The 22,755-nt window shown below is 59.9% G+C and carries 20 protein-coding genes; 11 read left to right on the plus strand and 9 right to left on the minus strand.

The annotated features are described in order from the left end of the window. Positions 1-24 precede the first annotated feature (24 nt). The 3 genes from CH285_RS04150 to CH285_RS04160 are packed head-to-tail and all read right to left on the minus strand — an operon-like array spanning position 25 to position 3,586. Complete coding sequence (locus tag CH285_RS04150; RefSeq protein WP_255032494.1) at positions 25-468, minus strand: Zn-ribbon domain-containing OB-fold protein; 444 nt, start codon at positions 466-468, stop codon at positions 25-27. Next, positions 465-1,631 (minus strand): thiolase family protein, encoded by a 1,167-nt coding sequence (locus CH285_RS04155; protein ID WP_094644540.1) that lies wholly within the window; start codon positions 1,629-1,631, stop codon positions 465-467. Before CH285_RS04155 ends, CH285_RS04150 begins: the two co-directional genes overlap by 4 nt. Beyond that, positions 1,628-3,586, minus strand: a complete 1,959-nt coding sequence (locus tag CH285_RS04160) for an AMP-binding protein (RefSeq protein ID WP_255032493.1) — start codon at positions 3,584-3,586, stop codon at positions 1,628-1,630. The genes CH285_RS04155 and CH285_RS04160 overlap by 4 nt, the downstream gene beginning before the upstream one ends. A 319-nt stretch (positions 3,587-3,905) precedes the next feature. On the opposite strand from CH285_RS04160, the gene CH285_RS04165 reads away from it, so the two are divergent. Continuing rightward, positions 3,906-5,150 carry a PucR family transcriptional regulator gene (locus tag CH285_RS04165; RefSeq protein WP_176458553.1) on the plus strand — a complete coding sequence of 415 codons (1,245 nt, stop codon included), beginning with the start codon at positions 3,906-3,908 and terminating at the stop codon, positions 5,148-5,150. Between the two features lie 1,384 nt (positions 5,151-6,534). On the opposite strand, the gene CH285_RS28610 is transcribed toward CH285_RS04165, so the two are convergent. The 4 genes from CH285_RS28610 to CH285_RS04185 form a co-directional block, all read right to left on the minus strand. Beyond that, the gene (locus CH285_RS28610; protein WP_094644542.1) at positions 6,535-6,837 is read right to left on the minus strand and encodes a WhiB family transcriptional regulator; all 303 of its coding nucleotides are present in this window, start codon (positions 6,835-6,837) and stop codon (positions 6,535-6,537) included. A 191-nt stretch (positions 6,838-7,028) separates the two neighbouring features. Next, on the minus strand, positions 7,029-8,078 hold the full coding sequence (gene dmpG, locus CH285_RS04175) for a 4-hydroxy-2-oxovalerate aldolase (RefSeq protein ID WP_094644543.1): 1,050 nt from the start codon (positions 8,076-8,078) through the stop codon (positions 7,029-7,031). After that, positions 8,075-9,022 (minus strand): acetaldehyde dehydrogenase (acetylating), encoded by a 948-nt coding sequence (locus CH285_RS04180; RefSeq protein WP_094644544.1) that lies wholly within the window; start codon positions 9,020-9,022, stop codon positions 8,075-8,077. Before CH285_RS04180 ends, dmpG begins: the two co-directional genes overlap by 4 nt. Before the next feature lie 40 nt (positions 9,023-9,062). After that, a complete protein-coding gene (locus CH285_RS04185; RefSeq protein WP_094644545.1) occupies positions 9,063-9,854 on the minus strand; it encodes a 2-keto-4-pentenoate hydratase in 792 nt (263 codons plus the stop codon). Positions 9,855-9,900: 46 nt separating this feature from the next. Here CH285_RS04185 and CH285_RS28780 point away from each other — a divergent pair, with 46 nt between their 5' ends. After that, positions 9,901-10,650: an IclR family transcriptional regulator gene (locus CH285_RS28780; RefSeq protein ID WP_441347010.1), complete on the plus strand. Its 750-nt coding sequence runs from the start codon at positions 9,901-9,903 to the stop codon at positions 10,648-10,650. A 63-nt stretch (positions 10,651-10,713) separates the two neighbouring features. After that, the gene (locus CH285_RS04195) at positions 10,714-11,280 is read left to right on the plus strand and encodes a winged helix DNA-binding protein (protein ID WP_094644546.1); all 567 of its coding nucleotides are present in this window, start codon (positions 10,714-10,716) and stop codon (positions 11,278-11,280) included. On the opposite strand, the gene CH285_RS04200 is transcribed toward CH285_RS04195, so the two are convergent. Continuing rightward, on the minus strand, positions 11,263-12,114 hold the full coding sequence (locus CH285_RS04200) for an alpha/beta fold hydrolase (protein ID WP_255032492.1): 852 nt from the start codon (positions 12,112-12,114) through the stop codon (positions 11,263-11,265). The two genes, CH285_RS04195 and CH285_RS04200, sit on opposite strands and share 18 nt — an antisense overlap. 281 nt (positions 12,115-12,395) lie before the next feature. On the opposite strand from CH285_RS04200, the gene CH285_RS04205 reads away from it, so the two are divergent. The 8 genes from CH285_RS04205 (at position 12,396) to CH285_RS04240 (ending at position 20,436) form a co-directional block, all read left to right on the plus strand. Beyond that, positions 12,396-13,187, plus strand: a complete 792-nt coding sequence (locus CH285_RS04205; RefSeq protein WP_176458551.1) for an IclR family transcriptional regulator — start codon at positions 12,396-12,398, stop codon at positions 13,185-13,187. A gap of 156 nt (positions 13,188-13,343) precedes the next feature. Next, complete coding sequence (locus CH285_RS04210) at positions 13,344-14,327, plus strand: VOC family protein (protein WP_094644548.1); 984 nt, start codon at positions 13,344-13,346, stop codon at positions 14,325-14,327. A gap of 5 nt (positions 14,328-14,332) precedes the next feature. Next, positions 14,333-15,553 carry an NAD(P)/FAD-dependent oxidoreductase gene (locus CH285_RS04215; RefSeq protein WP_094644549.1) on the plus strand — a complete coding sequence of 407 codons (1,221 nt, stop codon included), beginning with the start codon at positions 14,333-14,335 and terminating at the stop codon, positions 15,551-15,553. 72 nt (positions 15,554-15,625) lie between these two features. Next, the gene (locus tag CH285_RS04220; RefSeq protein ID WP_094644550.1) at positions 15,626-16,924 is read left to right on the plus strand and encodes an aromatic ring-hydroxylating oxygenase subunit alpha; all 1,299 of its coding nucleotides are present in this window, start codon (positions 15,626-15,628) and stop codon (positions 16,922-16,924) included. Position 16,925: 1 nt separating this feature from the next. Next, positions 16,926-17,480, plus strand: a complete 555-nt coding sequence (locus CH285_RS04225; protein ID WP_094644551.1) for an aromatic-ring-hydroxylating dioxygenase subunit beta — start codon at positions 16,926-16,928, stop codon at positions 17,478-17,480. Positions 17,481-17,558: 78 nt separating this feature from the next. Further along, entirely contained in the window at positions 17,559-17,870 is a 312-nt protein-coding gene (locus CH285_RS04230; protein ID WP_255032491.1) for a non-heme iron oxygenase ferredoxin subunit, read from the plus strand. 67 nt (positions 17,871-17,937) lie between these two features. Then, entirely contained in the window at positions 17,938-19,539 is a 1,602-nt protein-coding gene (locus CH285_RS04235) for an MFS transporter (RefSeq protein WP_176458550.1), read from the plus strand. 27 nt (positions 19,540-19,566) lie between these two features. Then, the gene (locus CH285_RS04240; RefSeq protein WP_052066401.1) at positions 19,567-20,436 is read left to right on the plus strand and encodes an alpha/beta fold hydrolase; all 870 of its coding nucleotides are present in this window, start codon (positions 19,567-19,569) and stop codon (positions 20,434-20,436) included. An 823-nt stretch (positions 20,437-21,259) separates the two neighbouring features. Here the strand turns inward: CH285_RS04240 and CH285_RS04245 are convergent. Next, positions 21,260-22,621, minus strand: a complete 1,362-nt coding sequence (locus CH285_RS04245; protein WP_141214985.1) for an FAD-binding oxidoreductase — start codon at positions 22,619-22,621, stop codon at positions 21,260-21,262. Positions 22,622-22,755 lie beyond the last annotated feature (134 nt).

The raw sequence follows: 22,755 nt of genomic DNA on the forward strand, positions 1-22,755 counted from the left end.
TTCCGTTCTGGTTAGGCGAACGTTTCAGGCTTCGATCTTGAATTGAAGCGCTGGCTGCTCGGTCGCTGCGGGGGCCAGGGCAACCCGCTGTCCGACCCGTACGTCACCGGGCTCGGATCCGACGATGTTCGTCATGAGGCGCGGTCCTTCGTCGAGTTCGACCAGCGCCAGGATGTAGGGGCTTTCCGCTTTCCATGCGGGATGGCCGGGAATACCGACGACGGTGAACGTCCATACTGTGCCGGTACCACGGGCCTTCACCCAGTCGATGTCTTCCGACCAGCAGGTCCTGCACATCCGTGCCGGATAGTGCTGATAGGTATGGCAGGTACCGCACTGCTGGATCAACAACGTCCCGTCCTCGGCAGCGGCCCAGTACGTTCGAGTCAACTCGGTGACCACCGGGCCCGGCTTCGGTGTCGTCGTCGTCTGCGTCGGCATGGTCTGTGTCGTCGTGGTCTGCGTCATGTGCTCACTCCTGCGAGGACGAGCGCGACTTCCTCGCTCATGGTGGCACCGTTGCCGGTGACCAGAGCCACTTCGGCACCGTCTATCTGTCGGTCTCCCGCTTCCCGCCTCAGCTGGCGAACGGCTTCGATGATGTGGGTCATGCCACCTGCCAGGTCCGCTTGGCCGCAGCCGAGTTGGCCACCCTGGGTGTTGACCGGCAACGTGCTTCGATGCGAGAAGTCGTGCTCGGCGACCCAATTGCCTCCCTCGCCTTTGGCGCATACCCCGGCGTCCTCGGCGGTGATGGCAACGACGATGGAATAGCAGTCGTAGATCGAGAGAAAGTCCAGATCCGATGCTGTGACGCCGGCTGTGCGGTAGGCGTGTTCGATGGCAGGGGCGAGCGGCGACGTCGTCAGGCGCGGGGCCTGGCTCAGCGCACGATGTGTCACTTTCTCACCCGCGCCCAGCAGGTAGACGGGCGGATGGGGTGAAGCGCTCGCTCGATCAGCGGAGGTGACGACGAATGCTGCGCCGCCGCCGCACGGCATGACCACCTCGAACAGATGCAGCGGTGACATCACCATCGGCGAGGAGAGTACGTCGTCGACCGTCAACGGTTTTCCGTGGAAAACCGCGTCGGGGTTGAGCTGTGCGTTGGCTCGTTCCTTGGCTGCAACATGAGCAAGTTGTTCTGCGGTGGTGCCGAATTCGGCCATGTGTCGCTGCGCGATCATCGCGTAAGCTTGGTTCGCGCCGCTCGCGCCGTAGGGCACGTCGAACTCTCGAATCGGATTTCGGTTGGGCGAGCGCGGCACGTTGAGCGGGTCCCGGGTGTTGCCGAGAACACACAACACCGTGGTGCACATGCCGGCTTCGATGGCAGCTGCAGCGCGCCAGAGCATTCCGGCTCCGGTAGCACCGCCGAGGTCGACAATGTCCGCGAAGTCGGGTTGTAGACCGAGATATTCGGCGACGGTCGCTGGTACATGCTGTGGGGTTTCACCGACCTGAGGGCCGCACATCACTCCGTCGATGTCCGACGGGGTCAACCCCGCGTCCAAAACGGCTAGCCGGGCTGCGCGAGCAAGCATTTCCAGCGTCGTAACTCCGAATGTCGTTCGCTCCGGGGGTAATTCGGCGATACCGACGACCGCCGCACGTTCTTGCCGGGGTCTCACGCCAACCCTCGGATCATGTCCAGTGACGATGCGTCGTCGATCGATGAGGTGTCGCCGGAACCGTTTCCGGTGTAGACCGCTTTGATGACTCGGCGCAGAATTTTCCCGCTTCGGGTCTTGGGTAGTACACCCACAATGTGCACGTGTTTCGGGGTGAGCGGCTTTCCCAGTTGCACTGCCACTTTGGTTCGTATGGAGTCGGCGAGCGCGGCGTCCGATTCCGGGTCCGTGTCGTTGACACGGGCGAATACAACCAGCGCTTCGCCTTTGATGGCGTCGGGAACACCGATTGCGGCCGATTCGATCACGCGAGGGTCTGAATTGACGACGGACTCGACTTCGGCAGGCCCTAGACGCTTTCCGGCAATCTTTAGTGTGTCATCGCTGCGGCCGCGCACGAACCACACATTGTTCTCGTCGACTTCGACCCAGTCTCCGTGGTACCAGACCCCTGGCCAGCGATCCCAGTAGGTCGAGAAATAGCGCTCCGGGTTCCCCCAGAACGTCAGCGGCATGCCGGGCGATGGGCGCCGGAGCGCGAGTTCACCGAGACCCACCCCAAGTCCGACACCATCCGAATCGACGATGTCAGCGCCCATACCGGGCAACGGTCCAGCGAATCCGCAGGGGTGGATCGGTTCGGCCGTGGTGTTGGAGAGGATCGCTCCGGATACCTCCGTACCGCCGCTGTAGTTGATGATCGGGATCTGTCGTCGACCTGCGATGGTGTATAGCCACTCGTAGGCGTCAGGGGTCCATGCTTCTCCGCTCGATGCGAGCACGCGAAGATCTCCGGTCTCGATGTGCGTATCGTCCCTGCCCATCAGGGAGCGGACAAGGGTGGGGGAGATGCCCATCATCGTGACGCCCAGTTCGCGCACCATGTTCCAGATCCGGTCTGTGTCAGGCCAATCCGGTGTACCGGCATAGAGGGCGACCGCACTGCCTGCGATGAGCCCGCCGAAGATCACGATCGGGCTCATGATCCAGCCGGGGTCGGTGATCCAGGTCGACACGTCGCCTTCACCGACGTCGAAGCTGAAGGCCGCATCGCTGCCTGCTTTCACTGCGAATCCCGCGTGGCCGAGAACTACACCCTTGGGGGCGCCTGTCGTACCGGAGGTGAAGGCGATGAACAATGGGTGGTCGGTCGGTGTCAGCGCGGTGGCCAGTGGGACAGCGGGTTGGCTGTTGCCCAGGTCCTCCCACGCGATTTGCCCAGGTAGCGTGGATCGGTCCACACCGTCGATCAGCGACACCACGATGGTAGTGCGGAGAGTGTCGATGTGCCCGAGAGCCGAAATCAGATCCTCAGTGACCCGCACGTCTCTGCCGCGGCGGGTGAATCCATTCGAGAGAATATGGGCCTTTGCGCCCGCGATCGTCAACCGGTCGATCACTGCGGAGGTGCCGAATCCGGAAAAGATCGGAACGGAGATGGCCCCGATCTTTGCGCAGGCGAGCTGCGCAACGGCTGCCTCTCGCACCATCGGCAATTGGATTCCGACGGTGTCGCCGAATCCGATTCCAGCGGAGAGAAACCCAGTAGCGACACGGTCCACCTCGAGAGCGAGTTCCCCGAATGTCCAACTGCCCGTGGTGCCGTCTTCCAGTTCCCACAGCAGCGCTGTCTGGGCTGATCTGCCTGCACGAACCCACCGGTCGACGGCGTTGTCTGCCATGTTCAAGGCGCCGCCGGTAAACCAGGACGTCCTGTGGGGTGTGTCGAGTTGGTCGAGGACGCGGGTCGGTGGTGTCTGCCAGTCCAGCTTCAGCCAGTCTGCGACTGCTCCCCAAAACCATGCCGGATCCTCGAAAGCTTTGGCACGAAGGTCGGTCAGATCGGTGCAACCGACGGTCGACGCGAAGTTCAGGATGCGGCTTCGTCCGAGCTCTTCGGGACCGGGATTCCAGAGCAAGGATTCGGCCTCGGTCACCGATGTAGTGGCGGTCATATGACTCCTCGTTGGACGTAACAGCTCAGGTATGTCGGTCTGAGGAGACGGTACGAGTGATGAGCGCCACATATCGCTATCAGTTTCCGCGATCTTTCCCGCTGAACTCTGCGGTTTACGCAAACGTGGTGTTAGGCCGCCTCAGTGCGTTCCGGCTGCGTAGGCGCATATGTAACGAGTTTCTCGGGTACTGAGCGGGGGCCTGCGGTATGACGTCATGCCCGTGTTGCGCTATCAGCAAAGAGATCTCTCGAAACGGGCCCGCGATACCTCGGTGGCGGTACACGATGGGGTACGCAGAACCGAACGGAGGAAGCACGTGAATGTTGATGTCGGCATCGGTGGGCCGGGGCTCGACGTCACCACGGTGGAATTGGTCGAGTATTTGCAGGCTCGATCGGAGGAGATAGGTTTCATGCTTGCGCGCCGGTACCGCGAAGAGATCGTAGAGTACCGATCACTCCCGGAAGGCTTCATCGAACAGGATGTAGCAGTTGTCGCGCGGCGCAATTTCGAGGACGTACTCTCGGGCTTGTCGCCGACCGATCCCACTTTCGAGGTGCACCTGCAGTCCTTCCGGGACAGCGCCGTCAGGCGGTTCCAGCAGGGTGTGCCGATTCATGCGCTGCTGCAGGCATATCGATTGTGGGGGCATACGGTGTGGGAGCAGGTCGTGGATGCACCCACGACCCGGAGTCATCCGGCCGCGGCGCTGGTGATTGCGGGACGGATCATGAAGCATGTCGATCTCGTGTCGACAACGGTTGCGCAGGCCTATCTGCAGAAGGCTTCCGGCATGATTCACGACCTTGAACTGGTTCGCCGTGATCTGGTCGAGGCGTTGGTGACTGGTAACGCGTCCGAGCGCATCGACAACTATGCGCCGCTGTTCAGACTGGAGCGCGCCGCCCGATACTTCGTTATCCTGTTGCGGCACAACGCCCGATCCGGTGGCCCGGCAATGTCGTTGCCGTTGCGGACCCAGCTCGACGAGGTGGAGCGATACATCACCGCTGCCGTACCCGGCCACTCGATCGTCTGCATTCGAGGTGACGAGATTGTCGCCGTATGTCCGGTGCTGGGGGAATTTCCAGAGGGGCAGCGTCCCATCATGGACGGTCTCGCGGCGCTGGTACCGGGTTTCACGATGGGTGTGGGTCGTACGTACGACTCACTGGTCTCGGCCACCAGGTCCTACGTTGACGCACAAGACGCGGTCTTGTCGGCGGTGGCGACACCCGCCGGGCCGGGTCGACGACGGGCTTACCTATTTACGGACGCTCTGCTGGATCATGTGGTTCGTTCGAGCCAGTACAACAGCGACCTGAGCCAGGAAGCGCTGGATCCGCTGCGCAGATACGACGAAGCACACCGATCCGAACTCATTCCCACTCTCAGAGCCTATATAGATTCCGGTTTCAGTCTTGCTCAGTCGGCGCAGAATCAAAACATTCAACCCAACACGGTCAAGTACCGGCTGCAACGAATTCATTCGTTGACAGGACACGACCCATTCGATCCGCATGACATTATCCTCTTCGGTCTCGCCCTGCTATGTCGATGAAAGGTAGGTTTTTGCAAGTGTCAGCCTAGAGTTTGACCGGGCGCTCGATACATAGTAGGTCTTCGGTCATCAAAGCTGTTGTAAAAGTGAATGTCTCGAATTTACTGGTAACCCTGCATATCAGAACTGGTCGTATTGCTCAGCATCCCGCAAGCTGACGTATAAAAGCGCTAGGGTCGTCTCCGTGGCCGGAGATACTGAACCTGCTTTGCAGAACTCGGGAATCGTGGAGGTCGATCATGATCAATTCGTTGTAACGAACGTCGTGGCGGACCGTCATCCCCCTGCATTGGTAGGCCTCGCCTTGGTCGTGTGGACTGCCTTGCCGACCGAGTAGTCCGGCGCAATCTGGTTCTTAACACTGATCGCGGGTACGGAAACTGCCCTTGTCGTCGGGGCCATTGCGTGCGGTGTTGCCAGTTTGGTAATTTTCGCCCTGCGGCCGTTGATCGCGACGGGCGAGGCTGGAACAGTTCGCGATTCGAGGTGATCCGCGAGATCTGGGCAGAGCTTGTGTCCTGAACCCGACAGCGGCGGCGGGCATGTCGAGGTGCGCACCGGACCATGGAATATCCGGCTGTAAGGGTCAAGGGACAACCGAGCAGCGGTTACAAGCCTTTACGAACACGGCCGAGCGAGCGCGATCAATCGCATCGCACGGCAGGCAATAGTTGCCATATCTCAAGCAGATCTGGACCAGCCAACAACAACGGACCGACTCGGCCTGGTTCAATCCGGACTGAACTTGGTGGCGACGGGATTTTCCACCGCGAGATCCTCGATGCGCTCGAGTACGATCCTGCCCCTCCATTCTCGAGCGGGTCGCCACGCACCGCAAATTCAGACCTTGTGCAATTTATTCAAGGTTCTGTCGACCCAATGAACAACGCAATCGCTGCACATTTCGGTACTACGCAAGTTTTCTGACAGCGATGAGTTGACTCGCGCACCGCCGCGTACTGGGGAACTGATCGGGTGTCGAATGCGGCCACGTCTTCGTATGGCTACTACGGCCCCGCTACGGGATGCCGGATGCGCTTGTCGAAGCGAAGGAGTTGCCGTGTCGGGTGTAGTCAGAAGTCGAGGATCAGACGTCGGTCAATACCGCCGCGGCACGTCGTTGAAAGTAGAAGGCACCGTCGATGCAGCGGAGACCGTGCACGTTGACTCAGTCTGTTTCTGCACTCCGGACAATCAACCTGGGCACAGGCCTCGACTGCAGTTCGCGTGCGGTCTCATCGGACCAACCATGTACGCATTCCGAAAGCAGGTTCGACGAGCGGAATCCACGTCCACCCTGGCAGGAGTCGGTGAGCGCTCGCGGGGCGATAATGCTCGAACGTTTCTAGGTTGGCACCGATCATCGGTACAGTAGCCGCTTAACTCAAGATGCAATCGCACGGGACCATGCAGTCACCGGCTCCGACCGTGGTGCTAGCTTTCGCCGCTCGGCACTTGTGAACCCGCCCCATATTCCGTGTTTTTCTCGACATTCGAGCGAATATTGTAGGCACCGTTCAACAACAGGGCACTGCTTGCAGATTAGCTTGGCATTACGTTCCACTGCGGCCAGCTCGTGTCCCCGCAGATTAGTCGAGGGGAAGAACATACCAATCGGCATGGAACGGCATGCACCCCGGAGTTGCCACTCCCATTCCTCAGCGCGGGGTTGAGGTAAGTGCACCATATGAGGGTCGTCTCGCACCACTATAAACCTCTTTCTCGAATGTTCCGCGTTGACAGCCAATTTATGATCATGGACAACCAGATTGTTGTTGTCGCCCTACGACGTCCTCCGTAGGGACGCGATCCCTCAGCCGTCGCAGGCGGTCCTGCCTCGGCGGGTTCACTGCCAAGGACTCCGCCCATACGCCCGCGTCACACCCTCTGTGCGGTGAGATCGAGCGCGATATCGGTGATCAGATCCTCCTGTCCACCGACCAATCCGCGTTCGCCAACAGCGAGTAGGATCGCGCGGGTATCGAGTCCGTACTGCTTCGCTGCAGCCTCTGCGTGGCGGAGGAAGCTGGAGTACACCCCGGCGTATCCGAGGGTCAGTGTCTCGCGGTCGACCTGAACAGGCCTGTCCTGCAACGGGCGAACGATGTCGTCGGCCGCGTCCTGCAACCCGAACAAATCACAATTATGCTTCCACCCGTGCAGGTCGGCGACGGCGATGAATGGCTCGATCGGGCAGTTACCTGCTCCGGCACCATGACCGGCGAGAGATGCGTCGACGCGGGTCACTCCCTCTTCCACTGCCACAACAGAATTGGCGACCGACAGCGACAGATTCTGGTGAGCGTGGATACCGATCTGGGTATCTGCGTCCAGGACATCCCGGTAGGCGCGCACACGGTCGCGGACACCGTTCATTGTCAATCGACCGCCCGAGTCGGTGACGTACACGCAGTGCGCGCCGTACGATTCCATCAACTTCGCCTGTGCAGCAAGCTGTTCGGGCCCCGCAAGATGGGACATCATCAAAAATCCCGACACATCCATACCGAGTTCGCGGGCTTTGCCGATGTGCTGGGCGGAGACGTCGGCTTCGGTGCAGTGCGTCGCCACTCGGACCGAAGTGACACCGAGCTTGAACGCATGCTCGAGCTCTTTCAGCGTCCCGACTCCCGGAAGGAGCAACGTGGTGAGTTTGGCGCGGTGCACCACCGAGGCTGCAGCTTCGATCCACTCCCAGTCGGTGTTGCTGCCCGGCCCGTAAGTCAGGCTGTGGCCGGCCAACCCGTCACCGTGAGTGACCTCGATGGCGTCCACACCTGCACTGTCGAGGGCACTGGCGATGCGAGCGACATTGTCGGGACTGATGCGATGCCGCATGGCGTGCATGCCGTCGCGGAGGGTGACGTCCTGGATGTACAGGGCGGCACCGTCTGTCGCGTTCGGGCGAGTAGTTGTCGTTTCGGTCATCGTGCCGCCTCCAAGGACTTGTTCTCTGCGATCTTTTCGGCAACCTGTAAGGCGGCCGAGGTCATGATGTCGAGGTTCCCGGCATAAGCGGGGAGGTAGTGCGCGGCACCTTCGACCTCGAGGAACACCGAGACCTTCCACAGGCCAGGCCCCTTGTCGACGCCGCCGGTCAAGGTGGCGACGGATTCGGCGTCGTCGAGTTGGGTGAATTGCACTTCCTGCTTGAGCCGGTAGCCGGGGACATAGGCCGAGACCTTGGCGACCATGTCCAGAACGGATCGGCGAATGGCGTCCTGATCCGGGTTCGATACCAGTGCGAGAACCGTGTCGCGCATGATCAGCGGCGGCTCGGCCGGATTGAGGACGATGATGGCTTTGCCGCGGGCGGCACCGCCGACCTTTTCGATTGCCTCGGAGGTGGTTTCGGTGAACTCGTCGATGTTTGCGCGGGTGCCGGGACCCGCCGACTTCGAGGCGATCGAGGCGACGATCTCGGCGTAGTGCACGGGCGTCACGGCCGAGATCGCGGCGACGATCGGGATGGTCGCCTGTCCACCGCAGGTCACCATGTTCACATCGGGCGCACCGAGGTGCTCCTCGAGGTTGACCGCGGGCACGACGTACGGTCCGATCGCGGCAGGAGTGAGGTCGATCAGCCTCTTGTTGTAGGGCCGCAGGGCTTCTTCGTTCGCGACATGCGCTTTGGCGGAGGTCGAGTCGAAGATGATGTCGATGTCGGCGAACTGGGGGTGATCGATCAGGCCCTGCACTCCCGAGTCCACGGTGCTGATCCCCAAACGGCGCGCCCGGGCGAGACCGTCGGAGGCAGGGTCGATTCCGACGAGCACAGCAATTTCGACGCTCTTGGCTACGCGTGTGAGTTTGATGACGAGGTCGGTGCCGATGTTGCCGGATCCGATCACCGCTACTTTGGTCTTGCTCATGATGTCCTTCAATTTTTGTTCGATTTTCGAATCGAGCAGGTCAGGCTGTGAATGTCGATGAAACGCTGCCAATTCCGGATATCGACGCCGTGTAGGTCGAGCCAGGGGCCACAGCAACCATGGGGCCCAGGGCACCAGAGAGGATCACTTCACCGGCACGCAGCGGTGATCCGTAGGACAAGCTGGTGTTGGCCAACCACACCAAGGCGGCCCAGGGGCTTCCGAGGCAGTCCGAGCCTTTGCCGGCGGAAACCTGTTCACCGTCTGCGGTCATGGTCATGGTGACCTCGGCGAGGTCGGGTGCGTCGGCGCGAGAGATGCTCTCGCCCAGGACGTAGAGCCCGGATGATGCGTTGTCGGCGACGGTGTCGGCCAAGCTGATATCCCAGCCCGCGATCCGGCTGTCCACTATCTCGAACGAGGCAAACACCTGTTCCACGAACTGCGGTGCCTGCTCCGCCGTGATCGGCTCGTCGATGTCCGAGGACAAGATGAACGCGATCTCGGCTTCGATGCGTGGCTGCAGCAGTCGGCCAGAATCGACCGGGCTGTCACCGGAGACGTCGAAATCGTCGAGCAGGACACCGAAATCGGGCTGATCGACCCCTAGCTGCTTCTGCACAGCGGGCGAGGTCAGCCCGATCTTTCGGCCGACGACGGTGCGACCGGCTGCGAGGAGTGCGTCGATGTTGCGTGATTGGATACGGTAGGCGGCGTCGATATCCTCGCGTCCGATGAGATCACGGACCGGAGCGCACGGTGTGCTCGTGCTGGCGGCATCGGCGAGTCGGTCGGAAAGTTTCTCGATCACACTGTCTTTCACAATGGTCATGGGGGAAATCTAGGCAGGTTTCCTGAAACCATCTAGGATCTATCCCGTGATCCGGGACGACTCACGCCAGAATCCGTCGATATTGGAGAAAGCGGCCCTCGTCTTGGAAGCATTTCCTGGAGGAACGACTCTGACTCTGGCGGACGTGAGCACTCGCACCGGGCTGCCTCGCTCCACTGCTCACAGACTGCTCGTCGAGCTGTCCCGCCTCGGATGGCTGACCAGAACAGCGAACTCGTTCGAGCTTGGTATGCCTTTATTCGAACTTGGAGAACGAGTTTCCGTGAAGCACCGGTTACGTTCTACTGCAATGCCGTTCATGCAGGACTTGTTCGCGGTGACGGGTCAGACTGTGCATCTCGCAGTGCGTGACGCACACGAGGTGGTCTACATCGAGAAACTCCACGGACACCTTCCCGCGGATCTCCCGTCCCGCATCGGCGGACGACTCCCGCTCACCTGCACTGGAGTGGGGAAAGCGCTGCTGGCATTCGAGACGAGAGACTTGCAGGAGGCAGTACTCGACGTGCCGCTCCGTCGCTACACGCCGCACTCGGTGACGGATCCCCGAGTGATGAGACGGCAGCTCGACGAGATCCGCCGCATCGGGGTCGCAATCGAGCGGGAGGAGGCGGCGGAGGGGAAATGCTGTGTTGCCTCACCGGTTGTTGTGTCGGGTTCAGTTGTAGCGGCGATTTCGGTATCTGTTCCAGCTCGTCAATTCCGGTCCGCGCACCTTGCCCCAGCAGTCAGAACGGCGGCGCTTGCGCTCGGGCGCAAACTGTCGCGGCCTTGAGCCCGTATCGTGAGCGCGGCGGCTGTTGCTGTACCCCGGACACGATGGATCAAAGGAGCCGAAATGGGCGCGGAATTCGTGACACCCGAGTCGACGTGGCATCTGGCAACTTCAGTCGACGACACACTGGTGACAGCGTTCGAGTTTGCCATGATCCAGGCGTTCGAGGCATTCCAGCGGTCCGTCGTGCAAATCCAGCGCATCGTAGGAGATGTGAATATCCAGTTCGGCGAGGGAGTCCTTCTTCATATCGTTCGGATGCAGGAGCGCCCGAAAGACGCGACTACCATCGCACGGCTGATGAATCGCGATGACTTACAGAACGTGCTGTACGGCCTGCGGAAATTGGGGTCATTAGGCTTGGTTCGCAAGGTCCGTGTCGGCGCTACCACGCTGTTCGAGATTACCGACGACGGTATCGATGCGACTGACCGCTATGCCAAGCTTCGACGAGAGATCATCGTCTCGGGCATGGCCGACATCGTCGATGTGCAGGAAAGAATGCGCCGGACCACCGAGCTGCTGCATTCGCTGACTGGGCACTATGACACAGCAGCACGAGAAGTAGCAGCTATGGACCCTGCCCGCCTATTCGGTACCCGAGACCATTCATCACGTGGGCGCGAGTAGAAACGGCAGCACCGTGGCCAGATATGCGTCAGGACGCTCGAAGGGTGGCCAGTGGCCACATCGATTGAGAATGACAAGGTCAGCGGTGGTGAGATATCCAGTCAACAGCAACGCCTGCTCCACCGGTACGAGTCGGTCGTGACGACCGTGAACAATGAGTGTGGGCACATCGATCTTGTGGAGATCGCCGAGATTGCTGTGAGGTGCCGGTGTACTCGCGTTCATCGCGTCGGCATGTGCCGGTTCCCGGAGACGTAGTAAGTACATTTCCTGTACCAACTCTTCGCTGATGTGTTCTGGGTCGAAGACGAGAGCTCGTAAGAGTCGTCGAATGGCGTCGCGATCCGGACCTCCGCCCTGATTTTCGGTCCAAAGCCTCATTCCTTCGCTGGGGAATGGCGACAGAGCGTAAGGGTCGCCACCCGACGACGCATGGCACGACCCGAGGACAAGCTTGTTCACCCGATCAGGTTGTGCGAGCGCCATATCGATTGCGACGGTGGCCCCCATCGATACACCCAAGTGCGAGGCCACGCCTATACCCAGGTTGTCCATGATCGCGAATGCGTTACGGGCACATACATCGTGGAACGGTTCGTGGAAGACTTTCGGGCTGCTACGCCCGAAGTTCGGGTGGTCGATCACGATGCAGCGGAAGTGCGCGGACAGCGCACTGAGTACGCGACTGTAGGTCAGCCACGCTGTGGTGCCGGGTAGCGGACCGAAAGCTTGGCTCATGATCAGCGGGGGCCCTGTACCGACATCGTGAAAGCAAACCTCGTCGTCTCCCACGTTCAAGGTGCGCCGCCAGGACCTATCGTTTTCGATCATCATTCCTCGGCCATCAGGAGCCCGACTGAGAGTCAGCGGACTGCGGTGTTGCCACAGTGCTCCAGATCAGAACTGCGCGCGAACTTCGTTCTACTGACCGAGACAAAGCAGCGGTGAGCGCCCTGAGCATCTCCATTCAGCCGGGGATTGAAATTCAATCGATATTCAAGTACAACTGAGTCAGTGACATGCGTCACTCCATGCAGCGATCAGGCTTCCGGTACCGCCGTCGGCGGACACGCCGGCTTCGCACGATGCGGAAAGTTCGAGAGGAGTTCGCCGGCATGACCGAACCGACTTCGGCCCAGAAGGATGCGGTAAACCCAGCAACGATGATCGGTCGAGTAGCGCGGGTATTGGACGGATTCATCGGGACCTCCTACGAGGAGCAGCGCCTGACCGACATCGCACGTCGCTCGGGACTGCCCAAGGCCACGGTTTCTCGTATCGTCACAGAGTTGGTGGACCAACATTTCCTCGAACGTAGCGGGACTTCGATCCGGCTGGGAGTGCGATTCTTCGAACTAGGCCAGCACGCCGTCCGCCCCCAAGAACTGCGCCGGTTGGCGATGGCGCGAATGATACACCTGCGCAACAAGACCGGTCGCACCGTGCACCTGGCAGTTCTGGACGGTTCTGATGTCATCTACCTTGCGGTCGTCGATGGACCAGACCCCCTGCCGCTTGCTTCTCGCGTCGGAGGACGCCTACCCGCTCATGCAACGGCAGTGGGTAAAGCATTACTCGCATGCGCCGAACCGCACGTCGTCGACGGGCTTCTCGCCACGAACCCGAGGCTATTGGGCCCGCGAACGATAGTCGACGCCGACGCCATGCAGTCGGAACTGGCCGGAATTCGCCGAGACGGCGTCGCATTCGAACGAGAAGAATCGGGGCCAGGCATTGCTTGTGTAGCGGCTCCGGTTCACCTCGGCGGCGGTCGCGTAATTGCGGCGCTTTCGGTCAGTGCTCGCTCCGAACACGCAATACCACTCGGGCTGTCCCACGCAGTTCGAACAACCGCGGATGCTGTGGGGCGGGATGCCGCGCTGAGCCCGGTATTTCGAACGTGCTGATCATGAGTGCGAAGTACGACGTCGCGATCGGAAAATACTGAATTCAACTGCAAAGCAGAGCATTTGAGACCTTGAATTCGGAAATCGCAGTTTCATTCACCGAGACGACTCTTGTTCTCACCCGCAGGCCGTGACAACGTTTCTGTGACATGGGTCATGGCACCGCCGCCGAATGCATGCCCCCATTCTCACACTCGCACAACGCGGGCACTCGCTTACGCAACCAAGCCCAGGCTGCAGAACCACACTTGGAACGGAGATCTGATGAGCGACATTTCAGCGCTCGGATACCTTGGCTTTACCACTACCGACCTGCCCGGTTGGCGGACCTTCGCCAATGACATGTTGGGACTCGAAGTTGTCGATTTGGACAACGGCGACGTGGCACTGAGAACCGACGAACGCGCGTGGCGGATACGCGTCCACGCCGCCGATACGGACTCACACGCCTTCACCGGATGGGAACTGCCCGATGCCGAGGCCCTCGAACGACTCTTGATCCGCTTGGATGCCCATGGCGTCACATGGCATGAAGACACAGAACTCGCCACCGACAGGGGAGTCCTTCGCCTGCTGAGATGTCAAGATCCCGACGGTAACGAACTCGAATTCTTTTACGGTTCCCGTTCCGCCTCAGACCGTTTCGTCTCACCCCTCGGACACCGATTCGTCACCGGCAGTCAGGGACTCGGGCACATCGTGCTCTACGTCCAGGACGAACATGTTGCTCGCGACTTCTATCTGAACGTTTTGGGATTCTCGCTGAGCGACATGGTCATCATGTCGCCGGACATCCGTGTGTACTTCACCCGCGTGAACGCTCGCCACCACAGCTTGGCCTTCGGTCATGTGCCCGGAAGCACTGAACGCTTCGCCCATCTCATGCTGCAAATCGATGACTTCGACGCAATCGGAGCCGCGTATGACAAGGCTCTAGGTGGATCCGCCGACATCACCCAGACTCTCGGCCGTCACACAAACGACCGTATGCTCTCTTTCTACATGAGGACCCCGTCGGGTTTCGAGATCGAATTCGGTACCGATGGTGTTGCCGTCGAGAATGATTCGTGGAGCGTGTCGACCTATGACCGACCGAGCATCTGGGGGCACGAGGTCCTCGCTGCCGGCCCCGCGATCTGATTCCCATGAAATCCATTGGAATAGTCGGCGCCGGACTGGCCGGCGTCACATTGGCACAAAGTCTGCGAAATAACGGTTACGACGGCAGCATTCACCTGTTCGGTGCGGAGCCCGAGATTCCGTACGATCGACCGCCTCTCTCCAAAGCGTACTTAGTCGGAGACGCCGATCGGTCATCCCTGACGCTGCACGAACCGTCGTTCTACGAAGACAACGACATCGATCTACGAACCGACTGCGTCGTCGATGCCATCGAACCAGCTCGGACCGGAATCCGCCTCGCCACCGGACATCGTGTCGCACTCGATTTCGTGGCGCTCGCGACCGGGGGCCGACCGCGGCCCTTACCGATCGAGGGGGCGACGCTGGATGGGGTGGCATATCTACGCACCCTCGCCGATGCGGACAAGCTGAGGCACCGCCTCCGCACGGCGACTTCGATCGTTGTCGTCGGTGGTGGCTTCATCGGTTCCGAAATCGCAGCTACGGCGAAGTCGCTGGGTAAGGAGGTGACGATTGTAGAGCAGGCACCGAGGCTCCTACCCCGCGTTGTCCCCTCCGACATCAGCGATGTTCTCGAAGAAGTGCACCGAAACAATGGGGTTCGTGTGTTGTGCCGGCGGCACATCCAAAGAATGATCGGCGACTCCCATGTTCGAGCTGTCGAGCTGTCCGGCGACCTCACTATCGCCGCAGATCTGGTTGTAGTCGGAATCGGCATGCTTCCCAACGACGAATTGGCGCAGGAAGCGGGATTGACTTGTGCGCAGGGGATTTCGGTGGATCCGTTCGGCATCACATCCATACCTCAGATTGCTGCGATCGGTGACGTGGCACTTCGCCACGATGCCCGTCTCGGGCGACCTGTCCGGTCCGAACACTGGAGGGGCGCGCAGACTCAGGCGACCCGACTCGCCGAGACCTTGATGGGTGGCCATCCGAGCACTCTCGATGTCCCATGGTCGTGGTCCCACCAGTACGACCATGACATCCAAGTCACGGGTGACTGCGTCGGTGCAGAGCAAACCATCATCAGAGGAGATCGGCAGGGGGCTCAATTCTGTGCGCTGTATCTGCGCGACCGAAAGGTGGTCGGTGCCTTCGGCCTCAACGCCGGCCGCGACATACGTGGAGCCATGCGCCTGATCGAGACCGGCGCCGAGCCTGCACTCGGCGATCTGGCGGACACGACCACGGATCTACGAAGGATGGCTTCGGTCGCCTGACCCGCCATATCTCGACGACGTCACTCTTCACTTCACCCCTTTCGATACCCGTTCACTTGGAAAGGCTCAGTAATGAAATATGGCACCAAAGATTTCGAGTCGATGGTCGACTGGAAAGAAGGGCTGATCAGTCCTCAACTGTTCATCGACGAAGACATTTACAAGGCCGAGCAAGAAAAGCTCTTCGGCCGAGCGTGGCTGTTTCTCGCACATGACTCCATGATCCCCAAGGCCAACGATTTCTTCACAACCTACATGGGGGGTGACCCCGTGCTGGTGACCAGACGAGCGGATGGGAGTGTCGGTGCGTACCTCAACGCGTGTCGGCACCGAGGTATGAGAGTTTGCCGAGCAGAGGACGGTAACGCGAAATTCTTCACCTGTACCTATCACGGGTGGGCCTACGACACGAGCGGGAAGCTCGTCAACGTCCCCAACCTCGATGATGCGTACTACTCGGAGCTGGACACGGCCGAAAACGGCCTCGTGCCGGTGGCAAAGGTGGAAAACTATCGCGGCTTCATTTTCGGCACTTTCGACGAGACCGCCCCGCCCCTGACGGATTACCTCGGTGACATGAAGTTCTTCATCGACGGGCTGACCGATCATGCCGAAGACGGCATCGAGGTCCTGCCCGGCGTGATCAAGTGGACAATCCACAGCAACTGGAAACTAGCCGCCGAACAATTCGCCGGCGACGGCTACCACGCGGTGACGACACACGCCTCGTCGATCATGCAGATGCGAGAGACTATCGATCCGGTCGGCGGCGGACAGGCCAGCTTCCCGGAAGGCCATGGCGTCTCCTACATGTTCAACGAGAACGCGCGCTTCGGGAACGACGCCCTCGGAGCCTATTTCGAGAACCGCACCCGTGTCGGCAATGAGCGTGTGGGCGAGCGCATCCAACTGACCGGTAACTTCAATGTATTTCCGAATCTGTCAGGACTATTAAACGGCAACGATATTCGAGTGTGGCATCCGAAAGGTCCAAACTCTTTCGAGGTGTGGAAGTTCTGCATTGTCGACAAGAACGCTAGTGAAGAAGTCCGAAAGGAACTGCAGCGTACGTCGGGAATGACGGAAGGAGCGGCCGGGGTTGTCGAGGTCGACGACGGCGAGAACTGGGATCTCATCGGACGACAGTTGGCTCAAGGGACGCAGGTGCGAAAGATCGCGTGGAACTATCGCATGGGACTCGGCCATGAAGAACACACTCACAACGACTTCCCTGGCCGACTGGGGTCGCGCTACTTCGGAGAAGGGCCTCAGCGTGCATTCTATCGCAGATGGGTCGAGTACATGACAAGTGAGCAGTGGCCGCACGTCCAAGGCGATGCGACAACCGCTGCAGTGTCGAAGGAGGCGTGAGATGACGACCGAGAGCACCTTGAGCCCAGCGGCCCGACTCACCGCACAAATGATGCTGCAGTACCAGGTAGAACAGTTCCTTTACCATGAGGCGGCCCTTCTGGACCGATGGGACTGGGACGGCTGGTTTGCCCTCCTGGCGGACGACCTGCATTACTACATGCCGGTCCGAACCAGCCGACTACGTCGACAATCGCGACCCGATGACGAGCCACGAGGTGCTTACCTCGCACACTACGACGACGATCTGACACGCATGCGATTTCGGATCCAACAACGGAAGACCGGACAGAACTGGGCAGAAGAACCGCCGTCTCGTGCCCGCCATCTCATCAGCAACGTTCGCGTCGACGTCGCCGCCGGCGGCGACGATGAGATCGGCGTCGACTCGAACTTCATCGTGTACCGAAACCGGATGGACATCGAAGAAGATCTGTGGGCAGGGGAGCGGAAAGATATTTTGAGACGTACCGCGGAAGGCTTCCAAATTGTCAGTCGGACAGTTCTTTTGGAGCAAAACGTGGTTCTTTCAAAAAACCTGAGTGTGTTCTTCTGACCAACCAGACATGATTCGACCAACGTGCAATTGCCGCCTGATCATGACGACGGCCGCTGTCGAGAGAGTAGAACTGCTGTGAATAAAATACGGCTGTGCGCCGTCGGTGACCTGACCGAAGGTAATGTTGTGAACGCATCGTCGGACCCTCCCATTGCGGTGTATCTCATAGAGGGGCAGATATACGCGACATCCAATCTGTGCAGTCACGGGAACTCGCTTCTGTCCGACGGCTATGTGGACGGCGATCGTATCGAGTGTGCCCTGCATCTCGCTCAATTCTGCATAAAGACCGGAAAGGTCGCAGCTCCGCCGGCCACCACGTCCGTCGCTGTGTACCCGGTCGAAGTGGTGGATGGGGTCGTCTACACGAAAGCCCCTTCGTCGTGACAGTCCGTACGCACGACTCCGCTCAGTCACGCGAGCCGGTTTGTCGCACTACACGAAACTGGTCTTGATGGAGGGCATCGAGGACAGCCAAGCGGAATACCCACCGCCGAGACGACGTGCGGCAATCCTAGCGGTGCTCACGACGAACCTGGTGATCGTGTTCGCGGCAAATTCGACACTCTTCGTAGCACTTCCCGCAATGAGCCGGGCACTCGATGCGAACAGCATGCAAACGCAATGGATAGTTGCGGCTTATTCACTGTTCTTGGCAGCATTCATTCTTGTCGGAGGCCAATTGGCTCGTAGATTTGGATCGCGGGCAACCATGGCCGCAGGACTGGTCCTGTTTCTTATCGCATCACCGATCGCAGCTTTCGCAAGTGGCGCAGTTCTCACCATCACCGCTCGTTGCGTCATGGGTCTCGGTGGCGCACTCATCATGCCTGGGACACTCGAGACGGTAATGGTGGTGTTCCCACCCGAGAGGCGGGCTGCAGCGATAGCCGTTTGGACGAGCTTCACAGGGCTGGCGGGTGGGCTGGGGCCGATTGTCAGCGGCGTCGTCGTCGCGAAGTTCTGGCCCGGTTCGGTCTTTCTCATTTTGATTCCATTGGTACTGGCGTCGCTCGTAGCGGCCTTCGTGTTGATACCGAACCCGCGTCGACACGGAACGGGTCGCTTGGACTGGAGCGGCACCGCGTTGTCGCTCTTCGCTATTGGACTGCTCGTTTTCAGCTTGATCAATGCGCAAACCGTCGGATGGCTCACACAGCAAACTGTCGTGGGGATTTTCGCTTCACTTGCCCTCCTGATCGCGTTCCTCTTCAGAGAAAGTACGGCCAATAGTCCTCTTTTGAATCTTCGATTGTTCTCGGATCGTCGCTTCAGTACAGGATTCGGTATTATGCTCCTCATATTTATCGGATATTATGGCGTACTCTACGTCAGCCTCTCATGGCTCCAGGTAGCGCTCGAATACTCGCCGCTCGAGTCTGCATTGGCATGGCTTCCATATGCACTCGTCGTCATGTGTTTTACCCCGATTCAGCCGAGAATCACCAGAAGCATCGGTGCCCGATGGACAGCAGCCGGTGCGACCGGACTGTGCGGCGGAGGCTTCGGACTGTTCACGATTGCGGACCCTCGGTCTGGCTACGTCGCCTTCGGTGCATCGGTGGTTCTGTTTTCTCTCGGTATGGCACTGATCGTACCGTTGACCACCAGCTTCATCATGGCAGCATCAGCGGCCATTCCTGACGGAACCGGGGGTGCTGCGATGACCAATATTTCTCGCGATCTGGGAAATGCACTGGGTGTAGCCATACTCGGCAGTCTCGCTACGACGGGGTACCTTTCCGCGGTCGACCCCAACGATGGTGACCTACCATCGGGCGTCGGAGCCAGCACGCCGATCGAAGCCCTGGCCCAGGCCAGGGCTGCCATGATGGGCGACTCGGAGGATTCGACTGTGCGGGTCATCCAAGATGCCTACACGTCAGGCCTGCACCTGGTGGCCATCGTAGCAGCGGCAGTCTGTTTCGCGGCTTCGGCATTAATCGCCATCCTGTTGCGTCCGAACGGTATTCGCAATATGGGACTCGGTACGGATGCACCGTTGACCCTAGGCAAATTCGACCCCACGCACACCGGGCCGCCCAATGAAGGATGAAATTGTCGTGAAAGGAAGATCGATACAATGACTGAAAATCAGACACTTACTGGTCGTCTCACATACAGCAACACTGAGAAGAGTGTCATCATCGATGGGCGTCGGATTCACTTTCATCAAGCAGGTACCGAGCACGAGCGCACCGTGGTTTTTTTACATGGCGGTGGACTGGGTGCGAGCGGTTGGTTCAACTTCCATCGAAATATCGAGCCGTTCTCGGATAAATTCCATGTCGTGCTGGTCGACATGCCGAATTATGGCACCTCGGACTCTGTAGTCATACAGGATGAAGATGTGGCTCGTTTCGATGCGGATGTTCTCTCCAAGTTGCTCGACCATTTGGGCGTTGCCCGTGCCTCGATTGTCGGCAACTCGAAAGGTGGCATGGATGCCATTGCCTTCTCTGTGCACCACAACGACCAGCTCGACACACTTGTCCTGATGGGCAGTCACACCGGGCCATCGATATTCGACCCGATGCCTGCCACCGGGACTACGCTGTTATTCGACTTGTTTCAGCATCCCACCAGGGAAAAGATGGCTCAAATGCTTCGGCTGTTCTTCTTCGATCAGACTAACGTTGACGATGCCTTCATCGATGTTCGATGGGATAGTGCCATGGATGCCGACAAGCGGGGTCACCGAAGGGCAATTCTCGATAGTCGTCCTGTCAATGTCGACTACACCTCCAGGCTTTCCGAAGTTCCGAATCCGGTACTGGTCCTTCACGGTGCCCATGATCGCTTCGCAGCGTTCGACAGCAGTGCATCGTTGATGCGCCATTACCCGAACAGTGAGCTTCATGTATATCGAAACTGTGGACACTGGGTTCAGTACGAATTGGCTGATGAATTCAACCAACTGACGATGCAGTGGCTAGGCATCCATACAGTGTGACAGCATGGCCTTTCAAGGCTGTATGTGAAGGGTTCATGACAAATTTGAGATACCATCGTTACGCAAATTTGAGCAATAGTTCCAATGTCGAATGTATGGGTTAAGTCGGTTTCGTTTTCACACGTTCGCGCAAACCAGCATTGCGTGGCGATGCTCTCCTTCCGCTCGATACTGTGAGTGTCCGTGGCTGATCAGGACTGTCCGGTGCCGGTGGAGCGGGTGCAGATCGGTGTCACGAGAGTGTCACAAGTCGGTACGCGCGAATGGGACTGCCCGGACGATTATGCACGAAAATCTTCACAGACCAACAAATCTAGAGTCCTATACAGTTCAGGTGGATCCACCTCTAGGGACCCAAGATTTCGCATGGTGTCGGTTCGAGTCCGACTGGGGGCACCAGCGTCCATATGGATCCAGATTTCTGAACCGGGACAGTGCTTCGGGTGATAGCGAGGACTTTAGTGGCCTCCCACAGATCTGAGGACACGACCGAGACAGCGCATTTCAGATCCGCGCGGGATGTAGGTCCTTCGTCGTCGCGTCTGCGCATTCGTGCAGCTCAGGGTCGGTCTTCGCATTGGACGATCATCTCGACGGGTGGCTCGCTGTCACGATTCTGTCGCAACTCGATCTGGCTGAGCTGACTAACCTTGCCGACTCTCGCGATATTTCGGTTCGGTGATAGAAATGATTGTGCCGAAACAGTTTCCACATGCATTTCGGCCCAAACGCTCAAGAGCAACGCCCTGGCGAAGCATTCTCGGAAGTCGCCAAGGTGGATAGGATTCGGCACCGTCCCCTTCTGCTGTCTACACGCCAGCAGCTACCACCGGGCAGACGGGGCGAACACGCCAGCGGGATCGACCGCGTGTCGGACCGCCTCCAGTCGCTCCGATTCGGTTGCGCTCCACCCAGCGCATACCAGATCCATCGACCCTGTACCGGCGAGATTGAGGAAGGAGCGACCGGCCGACTCGGCCGTGAAACGAGACAGGAGATCATCGAGTACACCTGGTAGCTCTGCCGCGATGGCCGGCTCGGCAACCCCGATCAGATAGAGACAGAATGCGGCGCCACGTCCGCCCACCGAGCCGGGGGATCGCGGCGACCGATCCAGGGCCCCTCCCATCAATCGTAATTCCACTGTGGCGACGGGCAGGTCGGCGGCGGACAGGACCGCGTCGATCGTTGCTTCGGTCATGGTCGACAACAGCAACCCGCGCTCGATCACCGGCAACGGTTCGACCGGGTCCATGTGAATCGAGGCCAACGCGGTCATCGGCATGGTGGCTACCGTGTCGATGATGGGTTCGGCAATCGAGCGCATCGGCGCGAGTAGCTCCTGGCCGCGTTCGGCGGATCCGACGTAGGCGTACCGCAGGTGTAGGACGGTGCGGCCCCGAAGTTCTGCCGGGAGGGCGGGGTCCGGCGGTAAATGCAGGAGCGCGATCGATGTCGAGACGGATTCCGGCACAGCCTGTACCCAGGTCCGCCATGCGTGCAGAACCGCGGGGGCGTCTGCGAGATCGAAGAAGATGCCGCCGCCGAACACGGTGTGCATCGGCAGCAGATCGATCACCATTTCGGTCACGATGCCGAACCCGCCGCCACCCCCGCCCCGCAGTGCCCAGAACAATTCGCCGTCCGTCTGTTCGTCGACCACAGTCACTCCTCCTGCAGCAGTGATGATCCGGAACGAGCGCACCAGGTCGGCGGCGAATCCGATGGTTCGACCCAGCGGGCTGAGCCCACCGCCGAGGGTGTACCCGACTGCGCCCGCAGCGGTCGATGACCCGGACGGTGCGCCGAGATGGAACACCGCGGCGGCGTCGAGTACCTGCTGCCACCGGACGCCGGCGCCGACGGTCGCGGTGCGCGCACCGGCATCGATGTGTACATCGCTCAACCGTCGGGTGGAGATCATGATCGAGGTGTCGTCGCTCGCGCGGGCACCGTGGCCGGTGGCTTTGACGGCCACCCCGTAGCCGGCGGCTGCGGCGACTCGGACTGCCGCCGCGACGTCGTCGGCGTCGGCGGCGACAACGACCGCGGCCGGTGAATGAGACACGGCGACATTGAATCCGGCCACTTCCCCGTCGTATTCCGCGGCGCCCGGGCCCCACACCGACCCCCGGGTGGCGCGGTCCAACAGGTCGAGGGTCGAGGCGGTGTCGGCGGATGTCATGTGTTCCTTTTCGGTCGTGTGGGTTCGGTGTCGAGCCGTCACCTTTCGTTGTACCGCAACATGTTCGACAGGTGAGAACCGTCGGATGTGAACAGTCGCCGCGAACTAGACCATGTAGGCATCGCACCGCTGCG

This window comes from Rhodococcus sp. 05-2256-B1, from assembly GCF_002258465.1.
Taxonomy (GTDB): domain Bacteria; phylum Actinomycetota; class Actinomycetes; order Mycobacteriales; family Mycobacteriaceae; genus Rhodococcoides; species Rhodococcoides fascians.